Source organism: Pyxidicoccus sp. MSG2, from assembly GCF_026626705.1.
Taxonomy (GTDB): domain Bacteria; phylum Myxococcota; class Myxococcia; order Myxococcales; family Myxococcaceae; genus Myxococcus.
Genome location: NZ_JAPNKC010000001.1, coordinates 12,246,265 through 12,269,817, shown reverse-complemented (window position 1 = coordinate 12,269,817; position 23,553 = coordinate 12,246,265). Strand labels below are relative to the sequence as shown.

The following is a 23,553-nucleotide window of genomic DNA, read 5'->3' as shown; positions in this document are numbered from 1 at the left end:
CTCAGCGCACCTTCGCCAGGTAGTCGTCGCGAGTCACCAGCCCCCGCGTCTCCAGCAGCTCCAGCATCGCCCGCAGCGAGCGGGCCTGCTGGGCCACCATGCGCTCCAGGGTGGACACCTGCTGGGACAACTCCTCCACCCGCTGGAGCAGCTCGCTCTCCCGGGGACTGGGGTGCGCCGACATGCGCGACATCGCCTGCAGGGTTTCCGACTCGGAGGGCGGGGCCAGCTCGAAGGTGGGCTCGTCCATGCCGAACGTCAGCGGCGTCGCCGTGGGGGACGTGACTTCATGGTGGTAGTTGCGGCGGATGGCGCGCTCGATGGACGACGCGGCCGCCACGACGACCTGGATGCGCTGGCCGGTGTGGAAGGCCAGTTCCTGGAGCGACTCCACGTTGGTGGGGTCCGCGGTGGCCACGGTGAGCAGCTTGTTGGCCGGGTCCGCGGCGGTGGGGAAGACGGTGTACCGCTCGGCGATGTCCACCCGGAGCGCCTGCAGGGCCACCGGTGACGGTGTGAATACCTCCAGGTCCACCGTGGGGATGGAGAGCTGCCGGGACAGCGCGTGGACCATGGAGCTCTCGTCCACGAAGCCCATCTGCACCAGGGTGAGCCCCAGTCGGCCGCCCCACTTGCGTTGTTCGGCGAGCGCGGAGCGCAACTGCGTCTCCGTGAGCAGGCCGGCGTCCATCAGGATTTCCCCGAGCCGGCGCTTGCGACCAGGGAAGGAAACAGGGGGCGGGGTAGGCGAGGAACTCACGGCGGGGGAGCATACCAGCGGACGGTTATGGGATGCCCCAAAGGGAGGGGTACGGCCGGGTAGGAGCATGAAGGCGCGAGTTGGGATACAACTGTGGGTGAATGACTCGAAGCGTCCTTCCATTCCTCGCGTTGGCGCTCACCGCCGGCTGTGCGTCGCAGCGGCTGGCCGGCGCGGACCTGGACCGCGTCCGGCGGCCCGCCTTCATCTCCCGCATCGAGGACGGTGCGGGGCCCAAGAGCGTCGTGTTCCGCGACGACTCGGCGTACGGCGACAAGCTCAAGAAGCTGGAGCCGGTGGAGGCCGACCGGCGGCTGACGGTGAAGCTGCAGCACGCCGTGACGCGCTTCGAGATTTCCGAGCGCTTGCGCGTCAACACGCTGACGCAGCTTCCCCGTGAGTACCCGTGGACGCGCGTGGTGGACCCGGCGCGCGTGGCGTCGGTGCTGGAGAGCTTCCTCGTGGAGGAGGTGCCCGCCAACGCGCCGGACTACGACCTGGTGACGCCGCTGGGCGCGGACACCATCGTCGAGTTCGTCGTCCAGGAGTACGGCATGCGCAGCAAGGGCGGCCACGCGGGCGCCTACGTGCGCGGCTACGGGCGCATGTTCACCCTGGACGGGCGCTCGGAGGTGTGGCGCCGCCCGTTCGAGGTGGACCAGGTGGCCTCGGGAGCCGCGCACCTGGACCCGTTCAAGGTGGGCAAGAATCCGGACCTGTTCCGCCAGGCGCTGACGACGATGCTGGACGAGGTGGCCGGTGTCTTCGTGAAGGACCTCACGCCCAGGGACAGGCGTGGCGGCCCACCGGTGGCGGACCCGCCCGGCTCGGCCGCGCCGGACACCGTCCCCGGCACCGCCGGCAAGTCTCCGCCCGAGCCGCCGAAGCCGCCCGAGAAGGAACTGCCCGCGGGCGAGCTGCCGGACCCGGACCCGGAATAGGCACGCTCAGAAGAGCGCGTGCTCCGCGAGGAGCACCGCCAGCCCCACGACGAAGCTGAGCAGGGTGACGGGCAGCCCGATGCGCAGATAGCCGAGGAAGGTCATGTTCACCTTCCCGCGCGCGGCCTCGAAGACGATGAGGTTGGCCACGCTGCCGATGAGGGTGAGGTTGCCCGCGAGCGTGGAGCCCAGTGCCAGCACGTGCCACCCCAGCTCCACGTTCTGCAGCGTGGGCACCCACGTGCGCGCGAGCATGACGAAGGGCACGTTGCTGAAGAGGTTGGACGCCACGAGCGTCAGCCCCGCGAAGCCGAGCGTCTCGCGCCAGGGCGGGCCCACCATGAGGGGAGCGAAGAGCACGCGGATCTCCTCGGCCCAGCCGTGCTTGTTCACGCCGTAGACCACGACGAAGAGGCTGGCGAAGAACAGGAGCAGCACCCAGTCCACGCGCTCCAGCGCCTCGCGCGGCTCGCGGCGGGACAGGGCCATGACCACGGCGGCGCCAGCCAGGGCGCTCCAGCTCATGGGCAGGCCGGCGAAGAAGGCCGCCACCACCCCGAAGAGCACGACGAGAGTGAGCCACAGCAGTCCCCGGTCCACCGGAGGCGGGGGCGGCTGCGGGTCGAAGCGCTTCGAGGGCAGGTCGTACCGGAAGAGGTACACGAGCGCCCCGGTGACGATGATGGTGGAGAGCAGGGCGGGCAGGGCCATGTACGCGGCGAAGCTGGCGTAGGACAGGCCGGAGGCGCCCTGGATGAGCATGTTCTGCGGGTTGCCCGTGAAGGTCGCCACCGAGCCGCTGTTGCTGCCCATGCACACGGCGAGCAGGTAGGGCACGGGCGGCAGCTTCGCGTCGTCCACCGTGACGAGCACCAGCGGCGTGAGCATCAGGCACACGGTGTCGTTGACGAGGAACGCGGACAGCACCGCGGAGATGAACGTCACGGCCACCAGCAGCAGCCGGGGCGTGTGCGCCCTGCGCACGGCCCACGCACCGGCGGTACGGAAGAAGGCCGCCTGCGACAGGTAGGCCGCCAGCAGCATCATCCCCAGCAGCAGGACGATGGTGTCCCCGTCGATGGCATGCCGGGCGGGATTCTCGCTGTGGTTGAAGACCTCGGCGGGCGTGACGACGCCGAGCACCACCATGAGCACGGCGCCCAGCAGCGCGCCGCCGGGCCGGTCCAGCTTCAGGAACGGAAGGCGCGCGCCGGCGATGAAAACGTAGGTGAACAGGAAGATGGCGAGGGCCACGGGCGCGGCACCCTAGCCGAGAGTTGCCGGGCGCGCCGCAAGCGCGTTGTCCGCCCCGGTGTACGCCTGTACAGTGCCCGACCCATGAAGCCTGAGAAGGAAACCGACGCCTTCGGCGGGCCCCGGCGCACTCCCTGGAATGCGCCTCGCGGGCTGGACGCCGTCCTCCAGGGGTGGCGCTCGGACCGGCAGCTCTGGCCCTCCTTCGTGCTCGACGAGGCCACGCCCGCGCGCGCCGGCACCTTCGCGCCCGTGCCCGAGGCCGTCGCCCCCCAGGTCCGCGAGGCCCTGCGCCAGCGCGGAATCGAGCAGCTCTTCTCCCACCAGGCCGAGGCCTACCGCCTGGCCCGCGCGGGGCAGAGCCTGGTCATCGCCACGCCCACCGCCTCCGGCAAGAGCCTCTGCTACAACCTGCCGCTGTTGGACCGCTTCGCCCGCGAGCCGCAGGCCCGCGCCCTGTACCTGTTCCCCACCAAGGCGCTCTCCCGAGACCAGGAGGAGTCCCTCCGCGCGTTGATGCGCGAGGCGGGCCTGTCCCACGGTGCGATTACGTTCGACGGGGACACCCCCGCGGACGCGCGCCGGGCCGCACGTGAGCGCAGCGGCGTGCTGCTCACCAACCCGGACATGCTGCACACCGGCATCCTCCCGCACCACGCGAGCTGGGCGCGCCTGTTCTCCAACCTCCGCTACGTCGTCATCGACGAGCTGCACACGTACCGAGGCGTCTTCGGCTCGCACCTCGCCAACGTGCTGCGCCGCCTGCAGCGCGTGGCGCGCTTCCACGGCGCGGACCCGGTGTTCATCGCCGCGTCGGCCACCATTGGCAACCCGCAGGCGCATGCGCGGCGGATGCTCGGGCGCGACGTGGCGCTGGTGTCCGAGAGCGGCGCCCCGTCCGGCGAGCGCCGCGTCATGGTCTTCAACCCGCCCGTGGTGAACGCGGAATTGGGCATCCGCGCCAGCTACCTGAAGACGGCGGTGCGCCTGACGGCGGACCTGGTACGCGCGGGCGTGTCCACGCTGCTGTTCGGCCAGTCGCGCAACAACATCGAGGTGATGCTCAAGTACCTCCGCGACCGCTTCGTCGAGGAGAAGCTGGACCCGTCGCTCATCCAGGGCTACCGCGGCGGCTACCTGCCCGGCACGCGCCGCGCCACGGAAGCGGCGCTGCGCGCGGGCGAGGTCCGCTGCGTGGTGGCCACCAACGCGCTGGAATTGGGCATCGACATCGGCTCGCTGGACGCGGTGGTGTGTGCGGGCTACCCCGGCTCGGTGGCCGCGCTGATGCAGCGCTTCGGCCGGGCAGGGCGGCGCGGGGCGGGAAGCCTGGCGCTCCTGGTGACGTCGAGCGCGCCGCTGGACCAGTACATGGCGTCGGACCCGCGCTTCCTCATCGGCGCCCCCGTGGAGCACGCGCGCATCGACCCGGACAACGTGGAGATTCTGGTCCAGCACCTCAAGTGCGCCTCGTTCGAGCTGCCCTTCGAGGAAGGCGAGCCCTTCGGAGACGTGCCGCCCGAGTCCACGGCGGAGGCGCTCGGCTTCCTCGCGCAGCACGAGGTGGTGCACCCCACCGTGGGCGAGGCGGGCAAGCGCGTGTTCCACTGGTCCACGGATGCGTACCCGGCCAACCACGTGTCCCTGCGCAGCGTGGGCTGGGACAACGTCGTCATCATCGAGCGCGGCACGGACCGGACGCTGGCGGAGATGGACTTCCGCTCGGCGCACACGATGTTGCACGAGCAGGCCATCTACCAGCACGAGGGCGAGCAGTACCAGGTCGAGCAGTTCGACTACGAGAACCACAAGGCCTTCGTGCGCAAGGTGGCGCCGGACTACTTCACCGATGCGATGACCTACGTGCGCGTGCACGTCATCCAGGAGGACCAGGCCGCGCCGATGGGGCCGGACCTCCACGCGGGCATGGGCGAGGTCAGCGTCATCGAGAAGGTGGTGGGCTACAAGAAGATCAAGTACCACACGCACGAGAACGTGGGTTACGGCGACGTGGCGCTGCCGGAGATGCAGATGCACACCACGTCGCTCTGGCTGACGGTGCCGGAGTCCGTGGTGCGCTCGATGCGCGCGCCCCGGCCCTCGGTCATCGACGCGCTGCGCGGGGTGGCCACCGCGCTGCGCACGGTGGCGTGCGTGGGGTTGATGATCGACCCGAGGGACGTGGGCAAGACGCTCGGCAGTCGTGACGACGCGGAGGGCCCGCCGCGCAAGGACGGCGGCGTGGGCTTCGACCCGACCATCTTCCTCTACGACAACATTCCCGGTGGCGTGGGGCTGGCCGCGCGCCTCTATGACCAGCGCGACGAATTGCTGCTGCGCGCGCGCAGGCTGCTGGAGTCGTGCTCGTGCGAGGACGGCTGTCCGGCGTGCATCGGCCCCTCGACGGGGGCGACGCCCGGGAATGCACCGGTGGAGCCGTTCTCCCGCAAGCGGCTGGGGCTCGACGTCCTGTCGGCGCTCGGCGTCGCGGGGATGCAGTAGGCGGAGGGCGGGCCCATGGACCTCAAGAGCAAGCTGGCTCGGTTGAATGGCGTGGGTCCCGGGGGCAGGGCTCCGGCGAAGCCCTCCGTCAACGTCGTCCCTGAGGGACAGGTGCCAGCCGGGGACGGCATGCTCGAAGGGAGCCCCCCTCCGGCGGCCGACAGCGGCGGAAGGAACGTTCATTCCGCGAGCCCTGCGTCCGACGCTGCCTCGACTTCGAGTGTGCCACGCTGGAACGTGGGCGGCGCTGGTGTCACCGCGGCCACGGCCTCGCGCACGAATGACGGCACGCGAAGCACCGCCCCTGAATCATCCGCCGGCACCGAGCCCTCGCGTCCGCAGGACCCGCGCATCGCCCACCTGCGCCAGATGCTCGCGGACTGGTCGCAGCGACAGGAGACCTCCTCCGCGCGACGGGCCCAGGCTCCGGCGCCGGCGCCTCCCGGCCCGCTGCCCGTGGAGGCGCGCTCGACGACGTTCGGCACCGTGCATGTCTCCGAGCGCCTCCTGGCCCCCGAGCATCACCACGGCAGCGCCCCGCTCGCGGGAGCCCTGGACGTGGAGGGCGAGCTCGTCGCCAGCCTCGCGCTGCAGGCGGAGCTCGCGGGCGTGGACTTCCAGCGGATGCTCTTCCTGGACACGGAGACGACGGGCCTCGCGGGTGGCACGGGCACCGTGCCCTTTCTCGTGGGCCTCGCCTGGTTCGAGGGGCGCTCGCTGCGCGTGCATCAGCTCTTCCTGCGCCGGCTCGGAGAAGAGTCCCCCATGCTCCGAGTCCTCTCGGAGCGCATGGCGCAGTCGTCCTGCCTGGTGACGTTCAACGGCAAGAGCTTCGACTGGCCGCTGCTCCGCACGCGCTTCGTGCTCAACCGTGTGCCCACGCCCGCGGAGCTGCCCCACCTGGACCTGCTGCACTGCGCCCGCCGCGTCTTCAAGCACCGGGGCTCCGGCGCGCGGCTGGTGCACATGGAGGAGACCGTCCTCGGGCACCGCCGCATCGGCGACGTGGACGGCGCGCTCATCCCAGATTTGTACTTCCGCTTCCTGCGGGGAGGGGACGGCTCGGCGCTGACGCCCGTGCTGGAGCACAACGTCAACGACCTGCTGCTGCTGGCCGCGCTCCTCGGAGAGCTGGTGCGGCGCTTCCGCGCGGGCGGCACGGGCGCCTCGGTGCCCGCGAGCGAGGACCCGCGAGATTTGCTGGGGTTCGCCGGCGTGGCCCTCCGTGCTCGCGACTATGCGCGGGCGCAGGCCTTCGCCCAGGCGGCTGCCGCGGGGGACAAGGGCGCGGTGGGTGTCGAGGCACTGGCGCTGGCCTCCCGCCTGTCCCGCAAGGCGGGCGACCCGGCCGCGGCGGCCACGCACCTGCACCAGGCGCTCCACTCCGCCCGGGGCTTCCAGGCGGCGACCCTCCACCTGGAGCTGACGAAGCTCTACGAGCACGCCCTCAAGGACCTGCCGCGAGCCCTCCAACACGCGAGGCTCTCCGCCGCGGCCGAGCTCCCCGAGGACCATCAGCGCCGCGTCGCACGCCTGGAGGGAAGGCTTGCCCGCCTGGCCCGGGCCTGGCCGCTGGACCTCGCCGGGCGGCCCCAGCGCTCCGACGCGTGAGCGGAGCACCGGGGCCACGACCTGACGCCTACCGGAGCGCCGCGTCCACCTCGGGCGCGGCACGCTCCCGGAGGCTGGCGTCCAGCCGCTCCTCCTCGGCGGACGTGAGCGCGCGGTAGGCGGTGGGGAACGCCAGCTCCAGGTCCACCCGCACGTCCAGCACCACCTCGTCGAGCACCGCCGCCCGCGACGCCCGGCCGCACTTGGACACCGCGCTCGCGATGCGCGCGGGGTTGACCAGCCGCTCCGCCCAGGCCCGCAGCTCCTCCGGCGACAGCCGCTGCTCCGCGTCCCAGGCGGTGCTCTCGTCGAAGCGCGCCTCGTCGAACTCCTCGATCTTCCGCTTCCAGGCCATGCGCTGGCCCGGCGCCGCGCGCGCGTCCGCCTTGATGACCAGGCCCTCGGCCACGTTGCCGGCGAGCGGCGGAAGGCCGAGCAGGGCAGGGACTCGTGTCGTCGCACGGGTGGGGACGGTGCCCATCTCGGAGCGCGGCCCGCGCCGCACCACCGGTGGCGTCAGCAGCCGCGCGTCGCGCGCCAGCGCCTCCACCTCGTGATGGGCCAGCAGCACGCCTTCGTCCTCCTCGGAGTCGGCCACGAGCACGTCGAACACCGCCCACCGCAGGTCCGGCGCATACCAGATGCCGGTCTGCACGGGCGCCATCCCGGGCACCGCGGGCACGTCCGGGTGCGGGTACCGGCCCCCGAAGAGCTCGCCGTACAGGTACACGTCTCGCCCCTCGCCGCCCACGGCGCGGGCCACCTGCAAGGCGCCGTCGGTCAGCTCCGCGCGCAGGAGCTGCCAGCCGAAGAACGGCTCATCGTCGGCCAGCCAGGCCTTCCGCTTGCCGAACCGGACCGCTCCCGCACGCACGCCGGGGACACCACGGACTCCAATGACGAGCTGCGCGCCATGGAGCTTCTCCAGCGCGACCCAGGTCCCCCCCGGGCCGGCGCGGTCCTTCACCTCTCGGGAAGCGGGCATCTTCAGGAAGGGACGGAAGCGCATGGCACCCTCGGAGCACACCCGGCACCGGGAGGGCGCCGCGCGTGCCCTCCGGACGTGCGGCTCCTGTGCAGGCTGACTCCCTCCGCCAGTGCGGGCGCGGCTGTCCGGCATTCCTCCTTCGCCGGAATCGGACAGAAGCCGGGGAAGGGACGCTCGCTCCATTGTCAGACAGGCACATCATTGAGGCATGTGCCATCGCCGTGCGCTATGAGGGCCCCATGAAAATTACCAAGGACAGCGTCGTCTCCATCGATTTCCGGCTCCACCTCGGTGACGGCGAGGCGGTGGACGAGAGCGAGCCCGGCGAGCCGCTCGTCTACCTGCAAGGACACGAGGAAATCGTCCCCGGCCTGGAGAAGGCGCTGGAGGGCAAGGCGAAGGGCGACACCCTCCAGGTCACCGTCACCCCCGACGAGGGCTATGGCGACTACGACCCGGAGGGCCTCGAGGAGGTCCCCCGCACCGAGTTCCCCGACGGCCTGGAGCTGGTGGCCGGCGGCGTCCTCAGCGCCACCGACCCGGACGGTGACGAGGTGGACTTCTTCATCAAGGAAGTGAAGGGCGACAAGGTGCTGGTGGACTTCAACCACCCGCTGGCCGGCAAGACGCTCCACTTCGACGTCACCGTGCGCGACGTGCGCACCGCGACGGCCGAGGAGCTCGAGCACGGCCACGCGCACGGCCCGCACGACGACCACGACCACGACGACCACTGACTCGGGCGGCCTTCCAGGCCCGGAGAGTCGAAAAGCCCGTGGCCCGTCCCCCGGACTGAGGGAACGGGCCACGGGAACACCTGCACGGCAGGACGCTATCTTCCGCCGAGCAGGTCGGACGTGAAGGCGAAGCCGGTGGCGATGTACGGCATCGCGCCCTCGCGGTTCGGGTGCTTGAGGTACCACGCGACGTTGACGAAGAGCGTGGGCCGGTTGAACGTCGAGCCCTCACGCGTGTGGAAGGCATAGGCGGCCATGGGGCCGATGCGCATGTGGCTGTTGTCCGGCAGCGCGGCGCCCGCGGCCGCCTCGTCGTATTGCGGCCACACGGCGCTGAACCTGGCGCCGAGGGTGAGCTGCGGGGACGCCAGCATCATCAGGTCGGAGTCGTTGGTGAAGACCCAGCCCTTGCCGGGGACGAGCGTGTCCAGGAACGCGTCGTAGAAGGCCGCGCCGTCTCCCTCCTTCAGGTCCACGTTCCAGTACTCGATGGACACCTTGCTGCGCAGCACGAAGTTGCTCACCTTCGCCTGCAGCGTCGGCTCCAGCATGAAGTGCATGCCGTTGGTGCTGTACGCGTTGTCCTCGGTCGTGCTGCGCGAGTCGTCCGAGAAGTCCGCCAGCGGGTTCGGATAGGACTGGAGGAAGCCGAACAGGCCGAAGTAGCGGGCGTACTCGGCGGTGGCCTTCAGGTTGAACACGGCGATGGGCTGGAAACCCACCTCCGCTCCCACGCGCGTGGCGGCCGGGTTGAGCTTCACGGCCACGCCGCCGTTGATGAACGTGTCGCGGAACAGCGGCGAGTCACTGTCGGAGAGCCGCTTCTGGAGGATGAGGCGATTCTGCGACTCGATGCCGATGGGGTTGGCGCGCAGGAAGTTGGCGTTCGCGAAGTAGAGCCGGAGGTCCGGCGCCCTGGGGGGACCGGCCAGGGCGGTGTCGGCGGTGGGCGCGGGCGTCTGCGGGACTTCCGGCGTGGCCGACTGCGGGGTCTCCGGGGATGCGGTGCCCTCCTGTGCAACGGCCGGGGCGGCGAGGCCGAGACACAGGGACAGCGTGAGCATCGACATGGGGGTGCGCAGCATCTTCATCAAGACACCTTCTCGGGCGTGGGGGACGACACTTCGGGGAGGTCTTTCGCTTCGGCGTGGCCGCGGCTGACGAAGAAGCCAAAGGCGGCGGCGGTGAAGTACATGACGAGGCTGTAGATGGCGGGCGGTATCGCCATCGTGGGATTGGCGAGCAGCGTGGGGCTGAGGGCAATCGCCATCGCGAGCATCCCGTTGTGGATGCCAATCTCCATGCCGATGGCCACCGCCTGCTTCCGCGGCAGCCGGATCAGCAGCGGCACGCAGTAGCCCACCAGCATGCTGGCCACGTTGAAGGCGAGCGCGGCGGGGCCCACCTGCGCGAAGTAGCCGAGGGCGTTCTCCCGCTCCTGGTACACGGCGCCGCCGATGACGGCGAGGAGGAACAGGACGGACAACAGGCGGATGGGCCGGTCCAGCTTCTGCGCCAGCTCCGCGCGGCGAGAGCGGACGAACATCCCCACGCACACCGGCCCCAGGACGATGACGAACACCTGGACGACCTTGGCGAACTGCATGGGCACCGCGCGCCCCTCGCCCAGGAAGTGCGTCATCGACAGGTTGATGATGAGGGGCAGGGTGAAGAGCGTGAGCGCGCTGTTCACCGCCGTCAGCGTGATGTTGAGCGCGACATCGCCTCGCGCCAGGTGGCTGAAGAGATTCGCCGTCGCCCCGCCCGGAGAAGCGGACAGCAGCATCAACCCCACCGCCAATTCGGGAGGGAGGTTGAACGCGTGGGCCACCAGCGCGCACACCACGGGCAACAGCAACATCTGGCACACCAGCCCGACGATCACCGCGCGCGGATAGACGATGACGCGTTTGAAATCCTCGAGGGTCAGTGACAACCCGAGGCCCAGCATGATGATGCCCAGGGCTACAGGCATCAGGACCCCGGTGAAGACGTTCGCCTGCATTCGCCCCCCTGCACTGTCCTGCGTTGAACGCAGGATCGTCTCAAAATCAGGCGACCCGCTTCAAGCCACCCCCCGAAATCAATGGATGGCTCGTTGCGTCAGTGTTTCAGGCGCGGAGGCGGAAGGTGGGGCCTACGGTGTCAGGGCCGCCCCCCCGCGGCTGCCGGTGGTGTCGAAGCGGCGGAAGAAGCTGTTCGTATTCCAGTGCGGGCGCTCGGGAGCGTCTGCCACGGTACGGGTCAGCCCCGCGAGCAGTTGGACGAACCTCGCCGCGCCTTCCTTGTCCATGGGCTGGGCCAGGTCATCCGACGGTGCGTGGTAGCGGTCCGTGTACCAGGTCTTGAAAGCCTTCTCCTCCGGCGAGCCCTTGTCGAAGCCGAACTTGAAGGCAAGCGCGGGCACGCCCTCGAGGATGAAGGAGTACTGGTCGCTGCGGATGAAGCGCATCTGATTGGGATCAGGGTCCCCGACGAGTTTCACCTCGTGGGCCGCGGCCACCTGCTGTAGCGCCGTGCCGAGCGTGGACTCCTCCTGGCCCAGGCCCATCAGCCGCGTCAGCGGGAAGAGGGGCAGGAACATGTCCAGGTTGAAGTCGGCCACCATGCTCTCGGTGGGCACGGGCGGCCGGGCGGCGAGGTACTTCGAGCCGAGCAGTCCCTTCTCCTCGCCCGTCACCAGCGCGAACAGCACCGAGCGCTTCGGCTTCGCGGCCTGGATCGCCCGCGCCACCTCCAGCACCGCGGCCACGCCCGTCGCGTTGTCCATGGCGCCGTTGTAGATGCCGTCGCCCTTCACGGGCTCGCCCACGCCCACGTGGTCCAGGTGCGCGGAGAGGACGACGTACTCCTTCGCCAGCACCGGGTCGCTTCCGGGCAGCACGCCCACCACGTTGGCGGACTTCACCGGCGCGTTGACGAACTCGGCGCGGGCCTTGAGGCGCACGGGCAGATCGAACCGGGGCAGCGGCTTGTCCGCGTCCGCGAGCGCGAGGATGTCCTTGTAGCGGTGCGGGCTGCCAGCGAAGAGCTGCTCGGTGCGCTCGGCGTTGAAGGTGACGGCAATCTTCATCCCCTGGTCCTCGTTGAGGGACGGGTCCGCGAACTGCATCGACGGCTTCTTGCGAGCCCCGGCGACACGAGACCAGGGCACCTCCAGGTGCTTGGGATTCTGGAGGGTGATGACGCCCACAGCGCCTGCCTTCATCAGCGCCTTCGTGCGCTCGGCGCTGGAGGCATGGTGGGCGCGAACCGGGCCGGCGATGCCGGACGGGCCGCCTCGGAGGAAGACGGCGACCTTGCCCTGGAGGTCCAGGCCCGCGAAGTCGTCATGGCCCGCCTCGGGGACGGACAGGCCGTAGCCCACGAACACCAGCGGGGCGTCCACGGTGCCCGTCTCTCCCGAGCGCGAGGAGATGATGGCGTCCTTGCCCAGCACGAGGGGCGTCTCCTTGCCGTTGCGCACGAGGGCCAGGCGCGAGTGCGCCTCCACCAGGGTGCGCGACACCAGCTCCATCTGCTGGAGGTACGAGTCGCCGGCCGCGGGCTTCACCCCGAAGGTGGCGAGCTGCTCGGAGACGTACGCGGCGGCCTTGCGGTACTCCTCGCTGCCGGTGTCCCGGCCCTGCATGGCGTCGCTGGCGAGGAAGCGGACGTGGCCCCACCAGCGCTCCGCCTCGGGGGAGAGGGCAGTGGCCGGCGCGGACTTCGCTGTCGCCGGGGGTTCGCCGGCATGGACGGCCGGTGCGGCGAGGAGGGCAAGCACGGGCAGGAGCGGGGGACGGAGCATGAGGTGGGGCTCGCTTGGGTAGGGCCGGGGACGGTGGCCGCGCGGCGGGAACATAGAAAACCGCGCCGCATTCCGCTGTGACGGGCTCCCCGGTCCGGGTCCGATTCTCGACGAAGGGCTGGCACCGCCGCCCGAGACATCGATACCCGAGGTCGACTAGGAGGGGAGACCATGAGCCGAGTGCTGGATGAGTTGCTGGAGCTCCTCAAGCTGGAGCCCATCGAGGAGAACCTCTTCCGCGGCCGGAGCCAGGACCTGGGCTTCCGCAACCTCTTCGGTGGCCAGGTGCTGGGGCAGGCGCTGTCGGCGGCCAGCCAGACGGTGACGCCGGAGCGCCACGTGCACTCGCTGCACGGCTACTTCCTGCGCGCCGGAGACGCGAGCCTGCCCGTGGTCTACACGGTGGACCGCGTGCGCGACGGCGGCAGCTTCACCACCCGCCGCATCGTCGCCATCCAGAAGGGCCAGCCCATCTTCACGCTGATGGCGTCCTTCCATGGCGACGAGCCGGGCTTCTCGCACCAGGCCGCCATGCCCCAGGTGCCCGGGCCCGAAGAGCTGCCCACGGATCTGGAACTGCTGCGACGACAGGCCCACCTCATCCCCGAGCGGCTGCGCGAGAAGTTCCTCTGCGACAAGCCGATTGAAATCCGCCCGGTGGCGTACGTGGACCCGTTCCATCCCGACAAGCGCGAGCCCATCAAGCACGTCTGGTTCCGCGCGGACGGCGACCTGCCGGATGACCCGCAGGTGCACCGGTACGTGATGGCCTACGCGTCCGACTTCAACCTCATCAGCACCGCACTGCTGCCGCACGCCACGAGCTTCTTCCAGCCGCACATGCAGGGCGCCAGCCTGGACCACGCCCTCTGGTTCCATGGGGACCTGAAGGTGAATGACTGGCTGCTGTACTCCATGGACAGCCCCTGGGCCGGCAACGCGCGCGGCCTGTCTCGAGGGAACATCTTCACCCGCGACGGGCGACTGGTGGCCTCGGCGGCGCAAGAGGGACTGCTGCGCATCGTCGAGAAGGACGGAAAGAAGCGCGGAGGTTGAGGGCGCGGCCTCGACAACGTGCGCTGACGGGCAGCCCGCGAAATCACCGGGCGGCGTGTCCTGGGGGCATGGCACGATGCGCGCAGTGAAGAACCTTCGGGTCACGCTCATTGCCCTCGGCGTGTGGACGGCGGCCTCCACCGCGCTCGTCACGCTGCTCCCCCTCGAGCGGGCCATGCCCTATCTGTTGCTGGGTCTGCTCGTCCCGGTGGCCGTCTTCATGGTGGAGCGGTTCCGGAGCGCGCCTCGCAAGGAGGGCCGTCCCATCGTCGGCACCGTCACCCCCGTGCCCGAGGAGGCGCTCACCGAGGAGAACCTGCGCCGGGCCTTTGGCGACGACGGTGTGGCCCACGCGTGGGTGCCGAAGCTGGAGGCGTCGCCCGCGCACGTCGACACGCTGGAGCGGTTGGGAGGCCCGCCCGCCTTCCTCGCCCCCGTGGAGTGGCCGCGCTGCCGGCACTGTGGCCAGCCGCTCACCTTCGTCATGCAGGTCGCGGTGGGGCCCGAGCGGCCGCTGCGCTTCCCTCAGGAGGGGCTCCTCTACGTATTCCTCTGCCAGCGCGTGGACGTGAATGCGATGGAGGGCGCCATCTGTCCCTGCCACGACGTGGACCTGGGTGCGGAGCGCTGCTTCGTGCAGACGCGGCCCGACGGCCCGCTGGGCGTCACCGTGGAGCCCACGGGTCCACGGCTCGCGCAGTCGCACGTGGTGGAGTCGTGGGAGTCGCGCCCCTCGGTGCGGATGCCCGCCGGTGTCGCGACGCCCGAGCAGTACAGCCTGTATGCCGCCATGTCCGGCTGGCTCGACATCCAGGTGGGCGGCTTCGCGGACTGGGTGCAGGGCGAGGCCACCCCGGGCCCGTGCTCCTGCGGAGCGCCGCGTGAGCTGGTGCTCCAGTTCGCCGAGTTCGAGGACGACCTCAACCTCGGAGGCGCCGGCCGCGCCTACGTCTTCGCCTGCTCCGCACGCCACGCGCCCGACGCGTTCTCCCTGTTCTGGCAGACGGCGTGAGGCCGTGTAGGCCCTGAGGCGTCGCACGCCTCCTCGCCCGGGGTCGACACCCCACACCGGACTGTGGGGTCGACTCTACCCACCCACACCCGATAATCCACAGAGGCTGCAACTCTCTGGGACTCTTGGGGTTTTCCGGACGTGGCACCCGCATTGCTCACTGCGTCGTCGGCTCACACCCCCGAGGCAATGCGTGTCGAAAACGAAATCCTGGGAGCTCTCCCGCCGGAGCGTGCTGCGAGGCGCCGCGGGCGCCGTGCTCGCGCTTCCGTGGCTGGAGGCCATGGCGCCGTCGGTGGCGCGCGCGCAGGCCGCCGGTGGCAAACCCCCGCTGCGCTTCGTGGGCATGTTCCACTCCGCGGGCGTCATCCCGGATCAGTGGTTCCCTACGGCGGAGGGCTCGGGCTACGCGCTGCCCGCGAGCCTCTCCCCGCTGGAGACGGTGAAGGGCGACGTGCTGGTGCTGAGCGGGCTGCGGCTCGGCGCGTGGGACTACTTTGAAAAGACGCACGAGGGCGGCTTCTGGATGATGCTCACCGCCAGCGAGCACATCACCGCGGGCGCCACGGACTCCATCGACCAGGTGATTGCCAGCGCCACCGCCTCGCAGGTGCGCGTGCCGTCGCTCACGCTGAGCGTGGAGAACAACGGCTACTACAACCCGGGCTACCAGGATGCGAATGGTGACGGGTACATCGACCCGAAGACGTCGTCCTACGACGACACGCAGGACCATTGCAGTGGCGGCGAGCAGTGCATGGTCTCCTTCGCCCGGGGCCAGCGCCTGCCCAACGTCTACAACCCGCGCGTGCTCTTCACCCGGCTCTTCGGCTCGCTGACGTCGACGGGGCCCACGGACGCCGAGCGGCGCATCTGGACGTACCGCCGCAGCGTGTTGGATCGCGTGACGTCCCAGGCGAAGTCGCTGCAGGGGAAGCTCGGCCAGGCGGATCAGCTCCGCCTGGACGAGTACCTGTCCGGCATCCGCGCGATTGAGCAGTCCATCCAGAAGGCGGAGCAGGGCAATCCGGCGCCCGCGTGCAGCCCCGGGGCGCAGCCAGTGGGCATCCCCATGGACCGCACCGCGTACGCGGACCTGATGTGCGACCTCATCGTGAAGTCCTTCGAGTGCGATGCCACGCGCGTGGCCACGCTGATGCTCGGCATGTGCGTGAGCCCGATGACCTTCACCGTGAATGGCCGGGCCTTCTCGCACCACGGAGACGCGTCGCACCATGGCAATGACCCGGTGAAGAAGGCCGCCAAGGTGGAGATAGACCGATGGCAGGTGGCGAGGCTCGCGCGCCTCGTGCAGCGGCTGAAGGCAGTGCGCGAGGGGGACGGCACGCTGCTGGACAACGTGGCGGTCTACTACTCGAGCGACATCTCCAACAGCGACTGGCACAACCACTACGACATGCCCGTCATCCTCGCGGGCCGCGCGGGTGGCGCCTTCCGCACCGGGCGTCACGTGCGCGCGCAGGACAAGCGCTGTGGCGACGTCCTGCTGTCCATCCTCCAGGCCTTCGGCATTCCGCGCGGCGGCTTCGGTCCGCTCGCGCAGGGGCCGCTGTCCGGACTGGCGTGAGGGGGAGGGGAACCATGCGCTCATCCACGATTCTGTTCGGACTGCCGCTGCTGCTGATCTCCTGCTCAGGCGAGAAGCCCGCCGGGCCCCCGACGGAGGAGCCCGCCGCGCTCGACTGTTCGGACGGGGCTCATGCCCTGCGCCGTCTCAACCGCGCTGAGTACGACAACACCGTGAGGGATCTGCTCGGCGAGACGGGCCGCCCCGCGTCCACCTTCCCGGCGGACCCCACCGGCACGGGCTTCGACAACGAGGCGAGCCTGCTCAGCGTGTCGCCCGCGCTGGTGGAGGCGTACGAAGCCACCGCGGGCCGCCTCATCGACCAGGCGTGGGCGCGCGACGTGGCCGCGAGCACGTCGGGCGCCGCGGTGCGCATCGAAGCGGAGGCCGCCAGCGCCACCACGGGCGCGGCCGAGGTGAACGGCACCGCGTGGAACCTCTGGTCCAACGGCGACCTGACGGCCACCTTCAACTTCGCGAGGGCAGGGGACTACCAACTGTCCGTGCGCGCGTGGGGCACGCAGGCGCCGCCGGACCCGGTGAAGATGGAGTGGCTGCTGGACGGCACGGTGGTGGCGTCGCTCGACGTGCCCGCCACCACGCCTACGCTCTATACGCGGCAGGTGAAGGTGACGGCGCCCGGGCAGAAGCGCTTCGCCGTGCGCTTCACCAACGACACGTATGACCCGAACACGTCCACGGATCGCAACCTGCTGGTGGACTGGCTGGAGGTGACGGCGCCGGCCCCGACGGGTGGCACGGCCGAGCCGGCCCTGCGCGTGTGTGAGCCGGTCCAGGTGGGCGAGCAGCCGTGCGCGCGGCAGATGGTGGAGCGGCTCGCGCGCCGCGCATGGCGTCGTCCCGCGACGGAAGCAGAAGTGGCGGAGTTGATGGGCGTGTACTCGCTCGTGCGCACCTCGGGAGATGGCTTCGAGCTGGCGACGAAGTTCGCGCTCCGGGGCGTGCTGCTGTCACCGCACTTCCTCTTCCAGGTGGTGGAGACGCCGGCACCGGACTCCGGCAGGCGCGAGCTGAGCAGCCGAGAGCTGGCCTCGCGCCTGTCGTACTTCCTCTGGAGCAGCCAGCCCGACGCGGAGCTGGCCGAGCTGGCGGACGGGGACCGGCTGAAGGACCCGGTGGTGTTGGAGGCGCAGGTGCGGCGCATGCTGAAGGACTCGCGCTCCGAGGCGCTGGTGCAGAACTTCGCGGGACAGTGGCTGGGGCTGCGGCAGGTGGACGGCATCAGCCCGGACCCGGCGCTCTTTCCCAATGTGAATACCGCGCTGAAGCAGGCGATGCGCGAGGAGGGCGAGAGCTTCTTCCGCACCTTCCTCCGCGAGGACCGCAGCGCGCTGGACCTGCTGGACGCGGACTTCACCTTCGTGAACGACAGGCTCGCGGACTACTACGGGCTGCCCCGGCCGGGCTCGGCGTCGGCCTCGCGGGTGGCCGTTGCCAACGGGCGGCGCGGAGGGCTGCTCGCACAGGCGGGGTTGCTGGCGCAGTCGTCGCTCGCCACGCGGACCTCACCGGTGCGCCGGGGGAGGTGGGTGTTGGGGCGGCTGTTGTGCATGGAGCCGCCACCGCCGCCTCCAGGCGTGGAGGCCCTGCCCACGACGCTGCCTCCCGGGGCCACGCTGCGGCAGATCACGGAAGCGCACCGCGCGAATCCCTCGTGCGCGGGGTGCCACAACCTGATGGACCCCATCGGCTTCGGGCTGGAGAACTACGACGCCGCCGGGGCCTGGCGCGAGGTGGACAACGGCTCACCGGTGGACGCGGCGGGCAATTTCCAGGGCGTTGCCTTCCAGGGGCCGAGGCAGCTCGCCACCCTCCTCAAGCAGGACCCCGAGTTCGCGAAGTGCATGAGCCGCAAGGCCCTGGCCTACGGGCTCGGTCGCGAGCTGACGGACGCGGACTGGCCCGTGGTGCGCAGCGTGGACGAGCGCTTCGCCCAGGGAGGACACCGGCTGCCGGAGCTGCTCGTGGCCGTCGCGATGAGCGAGAGCTTCCGCAACCGTTGTCCCGTGCCGGCGGAGCCGTGAATCCAGGCTCGGGTCCGCTCAGGTCGCGGGCTCGAGCCTCAGCCCCAGGGTCTGCGGCACGTATTCCGGTGAACAGCAGTCACACTCGGTCCGAGGACGCGCGGCCGCCGTCGCCTCCAGGTGGACCGGGTGGAAGCCCTCCGCCTGGATGTCGAGGACGTACTCGCCTGCTCCCGAGCCGATGGTGCACAGGATGGTGGTGTCCCCCACTCGGGAGCACTGGCTCTGTGCTCCCGTCACGGTGACGTCGGTCAGGGCCCGGCCCGCCGGTGACGTCACGGTGAGCGACACAGGCGGGTAATAGATTGCCGGACAGATGGCGTTGTCGCAGGTCGTGTCGTCCTCCGCGGCACAGGCGGACAGCAGCAACAACGGGAGCAGCATCAGGCTTCGTGAAGTCATGTCACGCGTGACTGTGCAGGAAGCATTCCCGACGGCGCGCCTCGGGACGCGTGCGTGTCGTGCCTGGAAGTGCCGTGGATTTCCGAGGGCCCGCCGCGTGAATTCCGGGGCCCCTGACGGCTGCGTCAGACCCGGCAGTGCCTCCGCTGCGCGAAGCCCTCGGGGACGGTGCGAGTGACGCATGGCGGATGCCACGGCGCACTTCCGCGAGGAATCCCGCTAGGCTCGCGCGCGATTCCCGGACGGAGGTCACGACGATGCGCGCGGTGGTGTTCCAGCACGAGGAGCATGAGGGAGTCGGCCTGCTGGGGCCGGTGCTGGCGGAGGTGGGCTTCACGCTCGTGAATCGGTTCCGCGCGGTGCGCCGCGAGGACGTGGACGCGGACCTCGTGGTAGTGATGGGCGGCCCCATGGGCGTGTACGAGGCGGACCAGCACCCCTTCCTCCACGACGAGCTGGCGCTGCTCACCGAGCGGCTCGCCAACGAGCGCCCGTGCCTGGGTGTCTGCCTGGGCGCGCAGCTCCTCGCGTCCGCAGCGGGGGCCGAGGTCTTCGCCGGCAAGAATGGCTTCGAGGTGGGCGCCGCCCCCGTCCGCTGGACACAGGACGGGCTGAAGGACCCGGTGATTGCCGGCGTGCGCCCCAAGACGGTGGTGGCGCACTGGCACGGGGACACCTTCAAGCCGGTGCCCGGAGCCACGCTGCTGGCCTCCACGGACCGCTACGCGCAGCAGGCCTTCCGGTTCGGCACGTCCTACGGCTTCCAGTTCCACCTGGAGCTGACCGCCGCGGAGCTGGGGCGCTGGTACGACATCGAGGCGGAGGACCTCCAGCGGCGTGGCAAGGACCTCCAGGAGTTGAAGTCCCAGCTCCCCAAGCTCAAGGCTGCCGAGGCGGAGAACACCGAGCTGCTCCAGCGCCTCGCACGGCACTTCGCGGAGGCGGCCGGGCGCTGACGCTCACTCCTCCACGAAGTCCAGATCGCGGCCGAACGTCTCATCGATGCCGCGCAGGGCCGCGAAGGCGGCCACCAGCGCGGCGCCACCCACCACCAGCGCCGCGCCCTTCAGCCCGAGCGACGGCGTGGCGAGCTGCAACCCCGAGGTGAGCAGCACCGTGGAGCCCCGGATGAAGTTGGGCACCGTGGTGGCCGCCGTGGCGCGCAGGTTGGTGCCGAACTGCTCCGCGGCGATGGTGACGAGCACCGCCATGTACCCGGCGGAGAACCCCAGCGCTCCGCAGCACGCATAGAAGGCCCACAGCGACGTGCTCCCCACCGTGAAGAGCGCCACGGTGGCCAGGGCCCCCAGCCCCAGGAACAGCGCCACGCTGCGCTTGCGGCTCCGGGTGAACTGGCTGAACAGGCCGCTGGCCAGGTCTCCCAGCACCGTGCCCACGTTGCCAATCAGCACCGCGTGCGCCGCCAGCGGGATTTCCTTCATCCCCAGTGCCTTGCCGAACTCGGGCGCGAAGGTGATGAGCACGCCAATCACGAACCAGATGGGCACGCCCACCAGCACCACCGACAGGTAGCGCCGCGCGGACGGGCCCGGCTTCAGCAGCCGAAGGAAGTTGCCCCGCTGCACCGCCTGGTCCTTCAGCGCGGTGAACAGGCGGGGCTCGTGCACGGTCATCCGCAGGCACAGCAGCGCGAAGCCCAGGCCACCGCCAACCATGTACGCCGAGCGCCAGTCCAGCCGGCTGCCCACCAGGGCGGCGGCAATGGCCCCCATCACCCCGTTGGTGGCCACCAGCGTCGTGCCGTATCCGCGGTGCTCCTTGGACATCAACTCGCTGACCAGGGTAATGCCGGCCCCCAGCTCGCCGGCCAGGCCGATGCCCGCCAGCACGCGCAGCAGCGCGTATTGCTCCATCGTCTGCACGAAGCCGTTGGCGAAGTTGGCGGCCGAGTAGAGGAAGATGGAGCCGAACAGCACGGACAGCCGCCCGCGCTTGTCTCCCAGCACGCCCCAGAGGATGCCTCCAGCCAGCATGCCCAGCATCTGCATGTTGAGCAGGCGGACGCCCGCGCTCATCCGCTCGGCCGCCGGCACGCCGATGGCCTCCAGGCTCTGCGCGCGGACCACGCTGAAGATGACCATGTCGTAGATGTCGACGAAGTAGCCCAGCGCGGCGACGACGATGGCCAGGCGGGCGGCCCGCTGGAGGTCGACCGGGACGGAGGTGGCAGTCATGCGCCCATCATTCACCACTCGCGCCCATCCAGAACAGGTGGGGGAGGGCAAGGCCGCCCCGCCGCCTTCGAACCTCCAACGTCGGCTGTGCAACAATCCGTATCATTCAGGTGGGGACATGGTGGGGCCCCGCCCCGGTCGCGCTGGCACCCGGGGGAACGCGGAGTACGGATGGCCTGGTTGAGCAGTCTGGCGGTGTTGATGCTGGCGCAACTCCCGGCGGATGGGGCGACGCAGCTCCAGAAGGTGGACGGGGTGATGCCGACGCTGAGGCGGATGGCGGCGGACCCCGAGCTCATCCAGGCCGTGCTCGCCCAGAATGCGCGGCACGTCCCGCTGGCCACCATCCGCGAGCAGGACGAGACGTGGCGCGCCAGCCCCATGCTCACTCCCTTCAAGCAGCGGGTGCTGGACACCGCGTGCTCTCGCGTCCTGAACCGGTACCGTGAGCGGCTGGGCGTCATCGTGGCCGAGGCCTTCGCCATGGACGAGCAGGGCGCGCTGGTGGGCTCCACGCGGCGCACGTCCGACTACTGGCAGGGGGACGAGGCCAAGTTCCAGGTGCCCTACGCGAAGGGCCAGCCGCTGCGCGAGAAGCCCTTCTTCGACGAATCCTCCCAGGCCTACGTCATCCAGGTCTCCCTCCCGGTGCGCGACGGCGCGCGGACCATCGGCGCAATCACCGTCGGCCTCTCACTCCTGGACCTCTGAACCCTTGCCTCCGCACTCCCCGATGAGACTCCTGGACGGAATGAAGCTGCGCACCCGCCTCACGCTGGCGGTGTCCCTGCTGATTCTCTGCGCCCTGCTGCCCGTCAACCTCTTCCTGCGCTTCTCCACGACGGAGAACCTCCAGCACCAGATTCACGCCATGCTGAAGGTGGAGGCCGAGGGCCTGCGCGACCTGGTCGAGGCGGCGCTCGCCGAGCGCGAGGCCAACGCGCGGAGCTGGTCGGAGGACGCCATCCTCCGCGGCGCGCTGCTGTTCGACACCTTCGAGAAGAGCGACGCGGTGCTCGCCGCGCTCCACAAGCGCCACCCGTCCTTCTCCGGGCTGGTGCTCTTCACCGAGGACGGCCGCGCCGTCTCCGCCAGCGAGCCCGCGCTGCGCGAGGCCTTCGCCGGCCGCACCCAGGACGTGCTCGCGTCGGACTGGTTCCGCGCGGCACGCGAGGGCCGGCTGGACACCCGCGCCCTCACCGAGGTGGACCCCGTGTTCCGCCGCCGGGTGCTGCCGCTCGCGGTACCGGTGCTCAGCCCCATCAGCGGGGCGCACATCGGCGTGCTGCTGGCCGCCTTCGACTGGGACCAGATGGGCACCGTGGTGTCCTCCGCCCTGGAGCGCTCCCAGGGTCGGGGGCATCAGAGCTTCGCGCTGGAGGTGCTCTCCGCCAGTGGGACGACGCTGTACGACTCGCACGAGGCGGGGGTGTCGCGTCCCGCGGATGTCGTCCACGAGGAGGCCATCAATCAGGAGACGGTGAAGGACGTGGGCGACGGCTGGTGCTTCGTGGCCACGGTGGACCCGGACGAGGCCTACGCGCCGCTCCAGCGCGCCGCCACGGTGGCAGTGGCCTTCATGGTGGGGGCGCTGCTCGTCGCCGGCGTGGCCGCGTGGCTGCTGGCGCGGGGAATGACGCGGCCCATCTCCACGCTGAGCGAGGTGGTGGGCCGCATCGTCCGGGACGGAGACCTGACGCAGAAGGTGGAGGTGCCCGCGCGCCGTGACGAAGTGGGCGAACTGGCGAATGCCTTCTCGCAGATGATGAGCCACCTGCGCGAGTCCACCGCCAGCCTGCAGCAGGGCACGCGCGTGCTGGGAGAGACGGTGTCCGAGCTCACCAGCGCCGCCTCCCAGCAGGAGCGCAACCTGACGCGACAGGCCGCCGCGCTCCAGGAGACGCAGGTGACGGCGCAGGAAATCAAGCAGACGTCGATGATGGCGGCGGACCGCTCGCAGACGGTGCTCGGTGCCAGCTCGCGCGCTCGCGAGGTGGGGCAGGCGGGTGAGGCCACCGTCAGCGCCAGCCTCCAGGGCTTCGAGCAACTCCGCGAGCAGGTGGGCCGCGTGGCCGGGAGTATCTCCGAGCTCGCCGAGCGCACGCTGCAGATCGACGGCATCACCCAGACGGTGAAGGACCTGGCGGACCAGTCCAACATGCTGGCGCTCAACGCGGCGATTGAAGCCGTGCGCTCGGGTGAGCATGGCAAGGGCTTTGGCGTGGTCGCGCGCGAGATTCGCAGCCTGGCGGACCAGTCCATCGACTCCACCGGCCGCGTCCGGGAGATCCTCGAGGACATCCGCCGGGGCATCCAGACGACGGTGAGCCTGTCCGAGGAAGGGCAGCGGCGCACCGAGTCGGGCCTGTCCCAGGTGCGCGCCAGCGGCGACAGCCTTCGCGAGCTGTCGAGCATCATCCAGGACAACGCGAACGCCGCTCAGCAGATCGCCGCCGCCGTCACGCAGCAGAACGCGGGCGTCGCGCAGATCTTCACCGCGGTGACGGACCTCTCCCGGATGATGGACGAGACGATGCAGGGCCTGAAGAGCACCCAGCGCGCCACCGAATTGCTGCGCGACGTGGCGCAGCGCATGGACGTCGTGGCCAGCACCTATCGCGTCTGAAGGACACAGCGCGGCCCGCCGGAGCACCGAAGCGGGCCGCGTGGGG

19 protein-coding genes are annotated in these 23,553 nt (G+C 70.4%); 11 read left to right on the top strand and 8 right to left on the bottom strand.

Going from position 1 to position 23,553, the window contains the following annotated elements; genetic code table 11:
• Position 1: 1 nt before the first annotated feature.
• A complete protein-coding gene (locus tag OV427_RS46705) occupies positions 2 to 691 on the bottom strand; it encodes a general secretion pathway protein GspE (protein WP_267862728.1) in 690 nt (229 codons plus the stop codon).
• A gap of 170 nt (positions 692 to 861) precedes the next feature.
• On the opposite strand from OV427_RS46705, the gene OV427_RS46700 reads away from it, so the two are divergent.
• Positions 862 to 1,701, top strand: coding sequence for a hypothetical protein (locus OV427_RS46700; protein WP_267862727.1), 840 nt, complete (start codon positions 862 to 864; stop codon positions 1,699 to 1,701).
• 6 nt (positions 1,702 to 1,707) lie between these two features.
• Here OV427_RS46700 and OV427_RS46695 read toward each other — a convergent pair whose 3' ends face one another.
• On the bottom strand, positions 1,708 to 2,955 hold the full coding sequence (locus OV427_RS46695) for an SLC13 family permease (RefSeq protein ID WP_267862726.1): 1,248 nt from the start codon (positions 2,953 to 2,955) through the stop codon (positions 1,708 to 1,710).
• An 84-nt stretch (positions 2,956 to 3,039) separates the two neighbouring features.
• Between OV427_RS46695 and OV427_RS46690 the strand changes: the two genes are divergently transcribed.
• Positions 3,040 to 5,457 (top strand): DEAD/DEAH box helicase, encoded by a 2,418-nt coding sequence (locus tag OV427_RS46690; RefSeq protein ID WP_267862725.1) that lies wholly within the window; start codon positions 3,040 to 3,042, stop codon positions 5,455 to 5,457.
• 15 nt (positions 5,458 to 5,472) lie between these two features.
• Positions 5,473 to 7,068 (top strand): ribonuclease H-like domain-containing protein, encoded by a 1,596-nt coding sequence (locus OV427_RS46685; RefSeq protein ID WP_267862724.1) that lies wholly within the window; start codon positions 5,473 to 5,475, stop codon positions 7,066 to 7,068.
• Positions 7,069 to 7,096: 28 nt separating this feature from the next.
• On the opposite strand, the gene OV427_RS46680 is transcribed toward OV427_RS46685, so the two are convergent.
• Positions 7,097 to 8,077, bottom strand: coding sequence for an RNA ligase family protein (locus OV427_RS46680; protein WP_267862723.1), 981 nt, complete (start codon positions 8,075 to 8,077; stop codon positions 7,097 to 7,099).
• 218 nt (positions 8,078 to 8,295) lie between these two features.
• Here OV427_RS46680 and OV427_RS46675 point away from each other — a divergent pair, with 218 nt between their 5' ends.
• Positions 8,296 to 8,793 (top strand): FKBP-type peptidyl-prolyl cis-trans isomerase, encoded by a 498-nt coding sequence (locus OV427_RS46675; protein ID WP_267862722.1) that lies wholly within the window; start codon positions 8,296 to 8,298, stop codon positions 8,791 to 8,793.
• A 95-nt stretch (positions 8,794 to 8,888) separates the two neighbouring features.
• On the opposite strand, the gene OV427_RS46670 is transcribed toward OV427_RS46675, so the two are convergent.
• The 3 genes from OV427_RS46670 to OV427_RS46660 all read right to left on the bottom strand — a co-directional run bounded on the left by OV427_RS46670 (position 8,889) and on the right by OV427_RS46660 (position 12,583).
• Complete coding sequence (locus tag OV427_RS46670) at positions 8,889 to 9,884, bottom strand: hypothetical protein (protein ID WP_267862721.1); 996 nt, start codon at positions 9,882 to 9,884, stop codon at positions 8,889 to 8,891.
• On the bottom strand, positions 9,884 to 10,798 hold the full coding sequence (locus tag OV427_RS46665) for a bile acid:sodium symporter family protein (protein WP_267862720.1): 915 nt from the start codon (positions 10,796 to 10,798) through the stop codon (positions 9,884 to 9,886). Before OV427_RS46665 ends, OV427_RS46670 begins: the two co-directional genes overlap by 1 nt.
• 132 nt (positions 10,799 to 10,930) lie before the next feature.
• Positions 10,931 to 12,583, bottom strand: coding sequence for a M28 family metallopeptidase (locus OV427_RS46660; protein WP_267862719.1), 1,653 nt, complete (start codon positions 12,581 to 12,583; stop codon positions 10,931 to 10,933).
• A gap of 171 nt (positions 12,584 to 12,754) precedes the next feature.
• On the opposite strand from OV427_RS46660, the gene tesB reads away from it, so the two are divergent.
• The 4 genes from tesB (at position 12,755) to OV427_RS46640 (ending at position 18,284) form a co-directional block, all read left to right on the top strand.
• Positions 12,755 to 13,639 (top strand): acyl-CoA thioesterase II, encoded by an 885-nt coding sequence (tesB, locus tag OV427_RS46655; RefSeq protein ID WP_267862718.1) that lies wholly within the window; start codon positions 12,755 to 12,757, stop codon positions 13,637 to 13,639.
• A gap of 85 nt (positions 13,640 to 13,724) precedes the next feature.
• Positions 13,725 to 14,651 carry a DUF1963 domain-containing protein gene (locus OV427_RS46650; RefSeq protein ID WP_267862717.1) on the top strand — a complete coding sequence of 309 codons (927 nt, stop codon included), beginning with the start codon at positions 13,725 to 13,727 and terminating at the stop codon, positions 14,649 to 14,651.
• A gap of 193 nt (positions 14,652 to 14,844) precedes the next feature.
• A complete protein-coding gene (locus OV427_RS46645) occupies positions 14,845 to 16,239 on the top strand; it encodes a DUF1552 domain-containing protein (protein ID WP_267862716.1) in 1,395 nt (464 codons plus the stop codon).
• Between the two features lie 14 nt (positions 16,240 to 16,253).
• Complete coding sequence (locus OV427_RS46640; protein WP_267862715.1) at positions 16,254 to 18,284, top strand: DUF1592 domain-containing protein; 2,031 nt, start codon at positions 16,254 to 16,256, stop codon at positions 18,282 to 18,284.
• An 18-nt stretch (positions 18,285 to 18,302) separates the two neighbouring features.
• Here OV427_RS46640 and OV427_RS46635 read toward each other — a convergent pair whose 3' ends face one another.
• On the bottom strand, positions 18,303 to 18,686 hold the full coding sequence (locus OV427_RS46635) for a hypothetical protein (protein WP_267862714.1): 384 nt from the start codon (positions 18,684 to 18,686) through the stop codon (positions 18,303 to 18,305).
• A 257-nt stretch (positions 18,687 to 18,943) separates the two neighbouring features.
• Here OV427_RS46635 and OV427_RS46630 point away from each other — a divergent pair, with 257 nt between their 5' ends.
• Positions 18,944 to 19,642, top strand: a complete 699-nt coding sequence (locus OV427_RS46630) for a type 1 glutamine amidotransferase (RefSeq protein ID WP_267862713.1) — start codon at positions 18,944 to 18,946, stop codon at positions 19,640 to 19,642.
• A 3-nt stretch (positions 19,643 to 19,645) separates the two neighbouring features.
• Here OV427_RS46630 and OV427_RS46625 read toward each other — a convergent pair whose 3' ends face one another.
• Positions 19,646 to 20,881, bottom strand: coding sequence for an MFS transporter (locus OV427_RS46625; RefSeq protein WP_267862712.1), 1,236 nt, complete (start codon positions 20,879 to 20,881; stop codon positions 19,646 to 19,648).
• Positions 20,882 to 21,052: 171 nt separating this feature from the next.
• Between OV427_RS46625 and OV427_RS46620 the strand changes: the two genes are divergently transcribed.
• Complete coding sequence (locus tag OV427_RS46620) at positions 21,053 to 21,592, top strand: PDC sensor domain-containing protein (protein ID WP_267862711.1); 540 nt, start codon at positions 21,053 to 21,055, stop codon at positions 21,590 to 21,592.
• A 22-nt stretch (positions 21,593 to 21,614) separates the two neighbouring features.
• Complete coding sequence (locus OV427_RS46615; RefSeq protein WP_267862710.1) at positions 21,615 to 23,507, top strand: methyl-accepting chemotaxis protein; 1,893 nt, start codon at positions 21,615 to 21,617, stop codon at positions 23,505 to 23,507.
• The last annotated feature ends 46 nt before the right edge of the window (positions 23,508 to 23,553 follow it).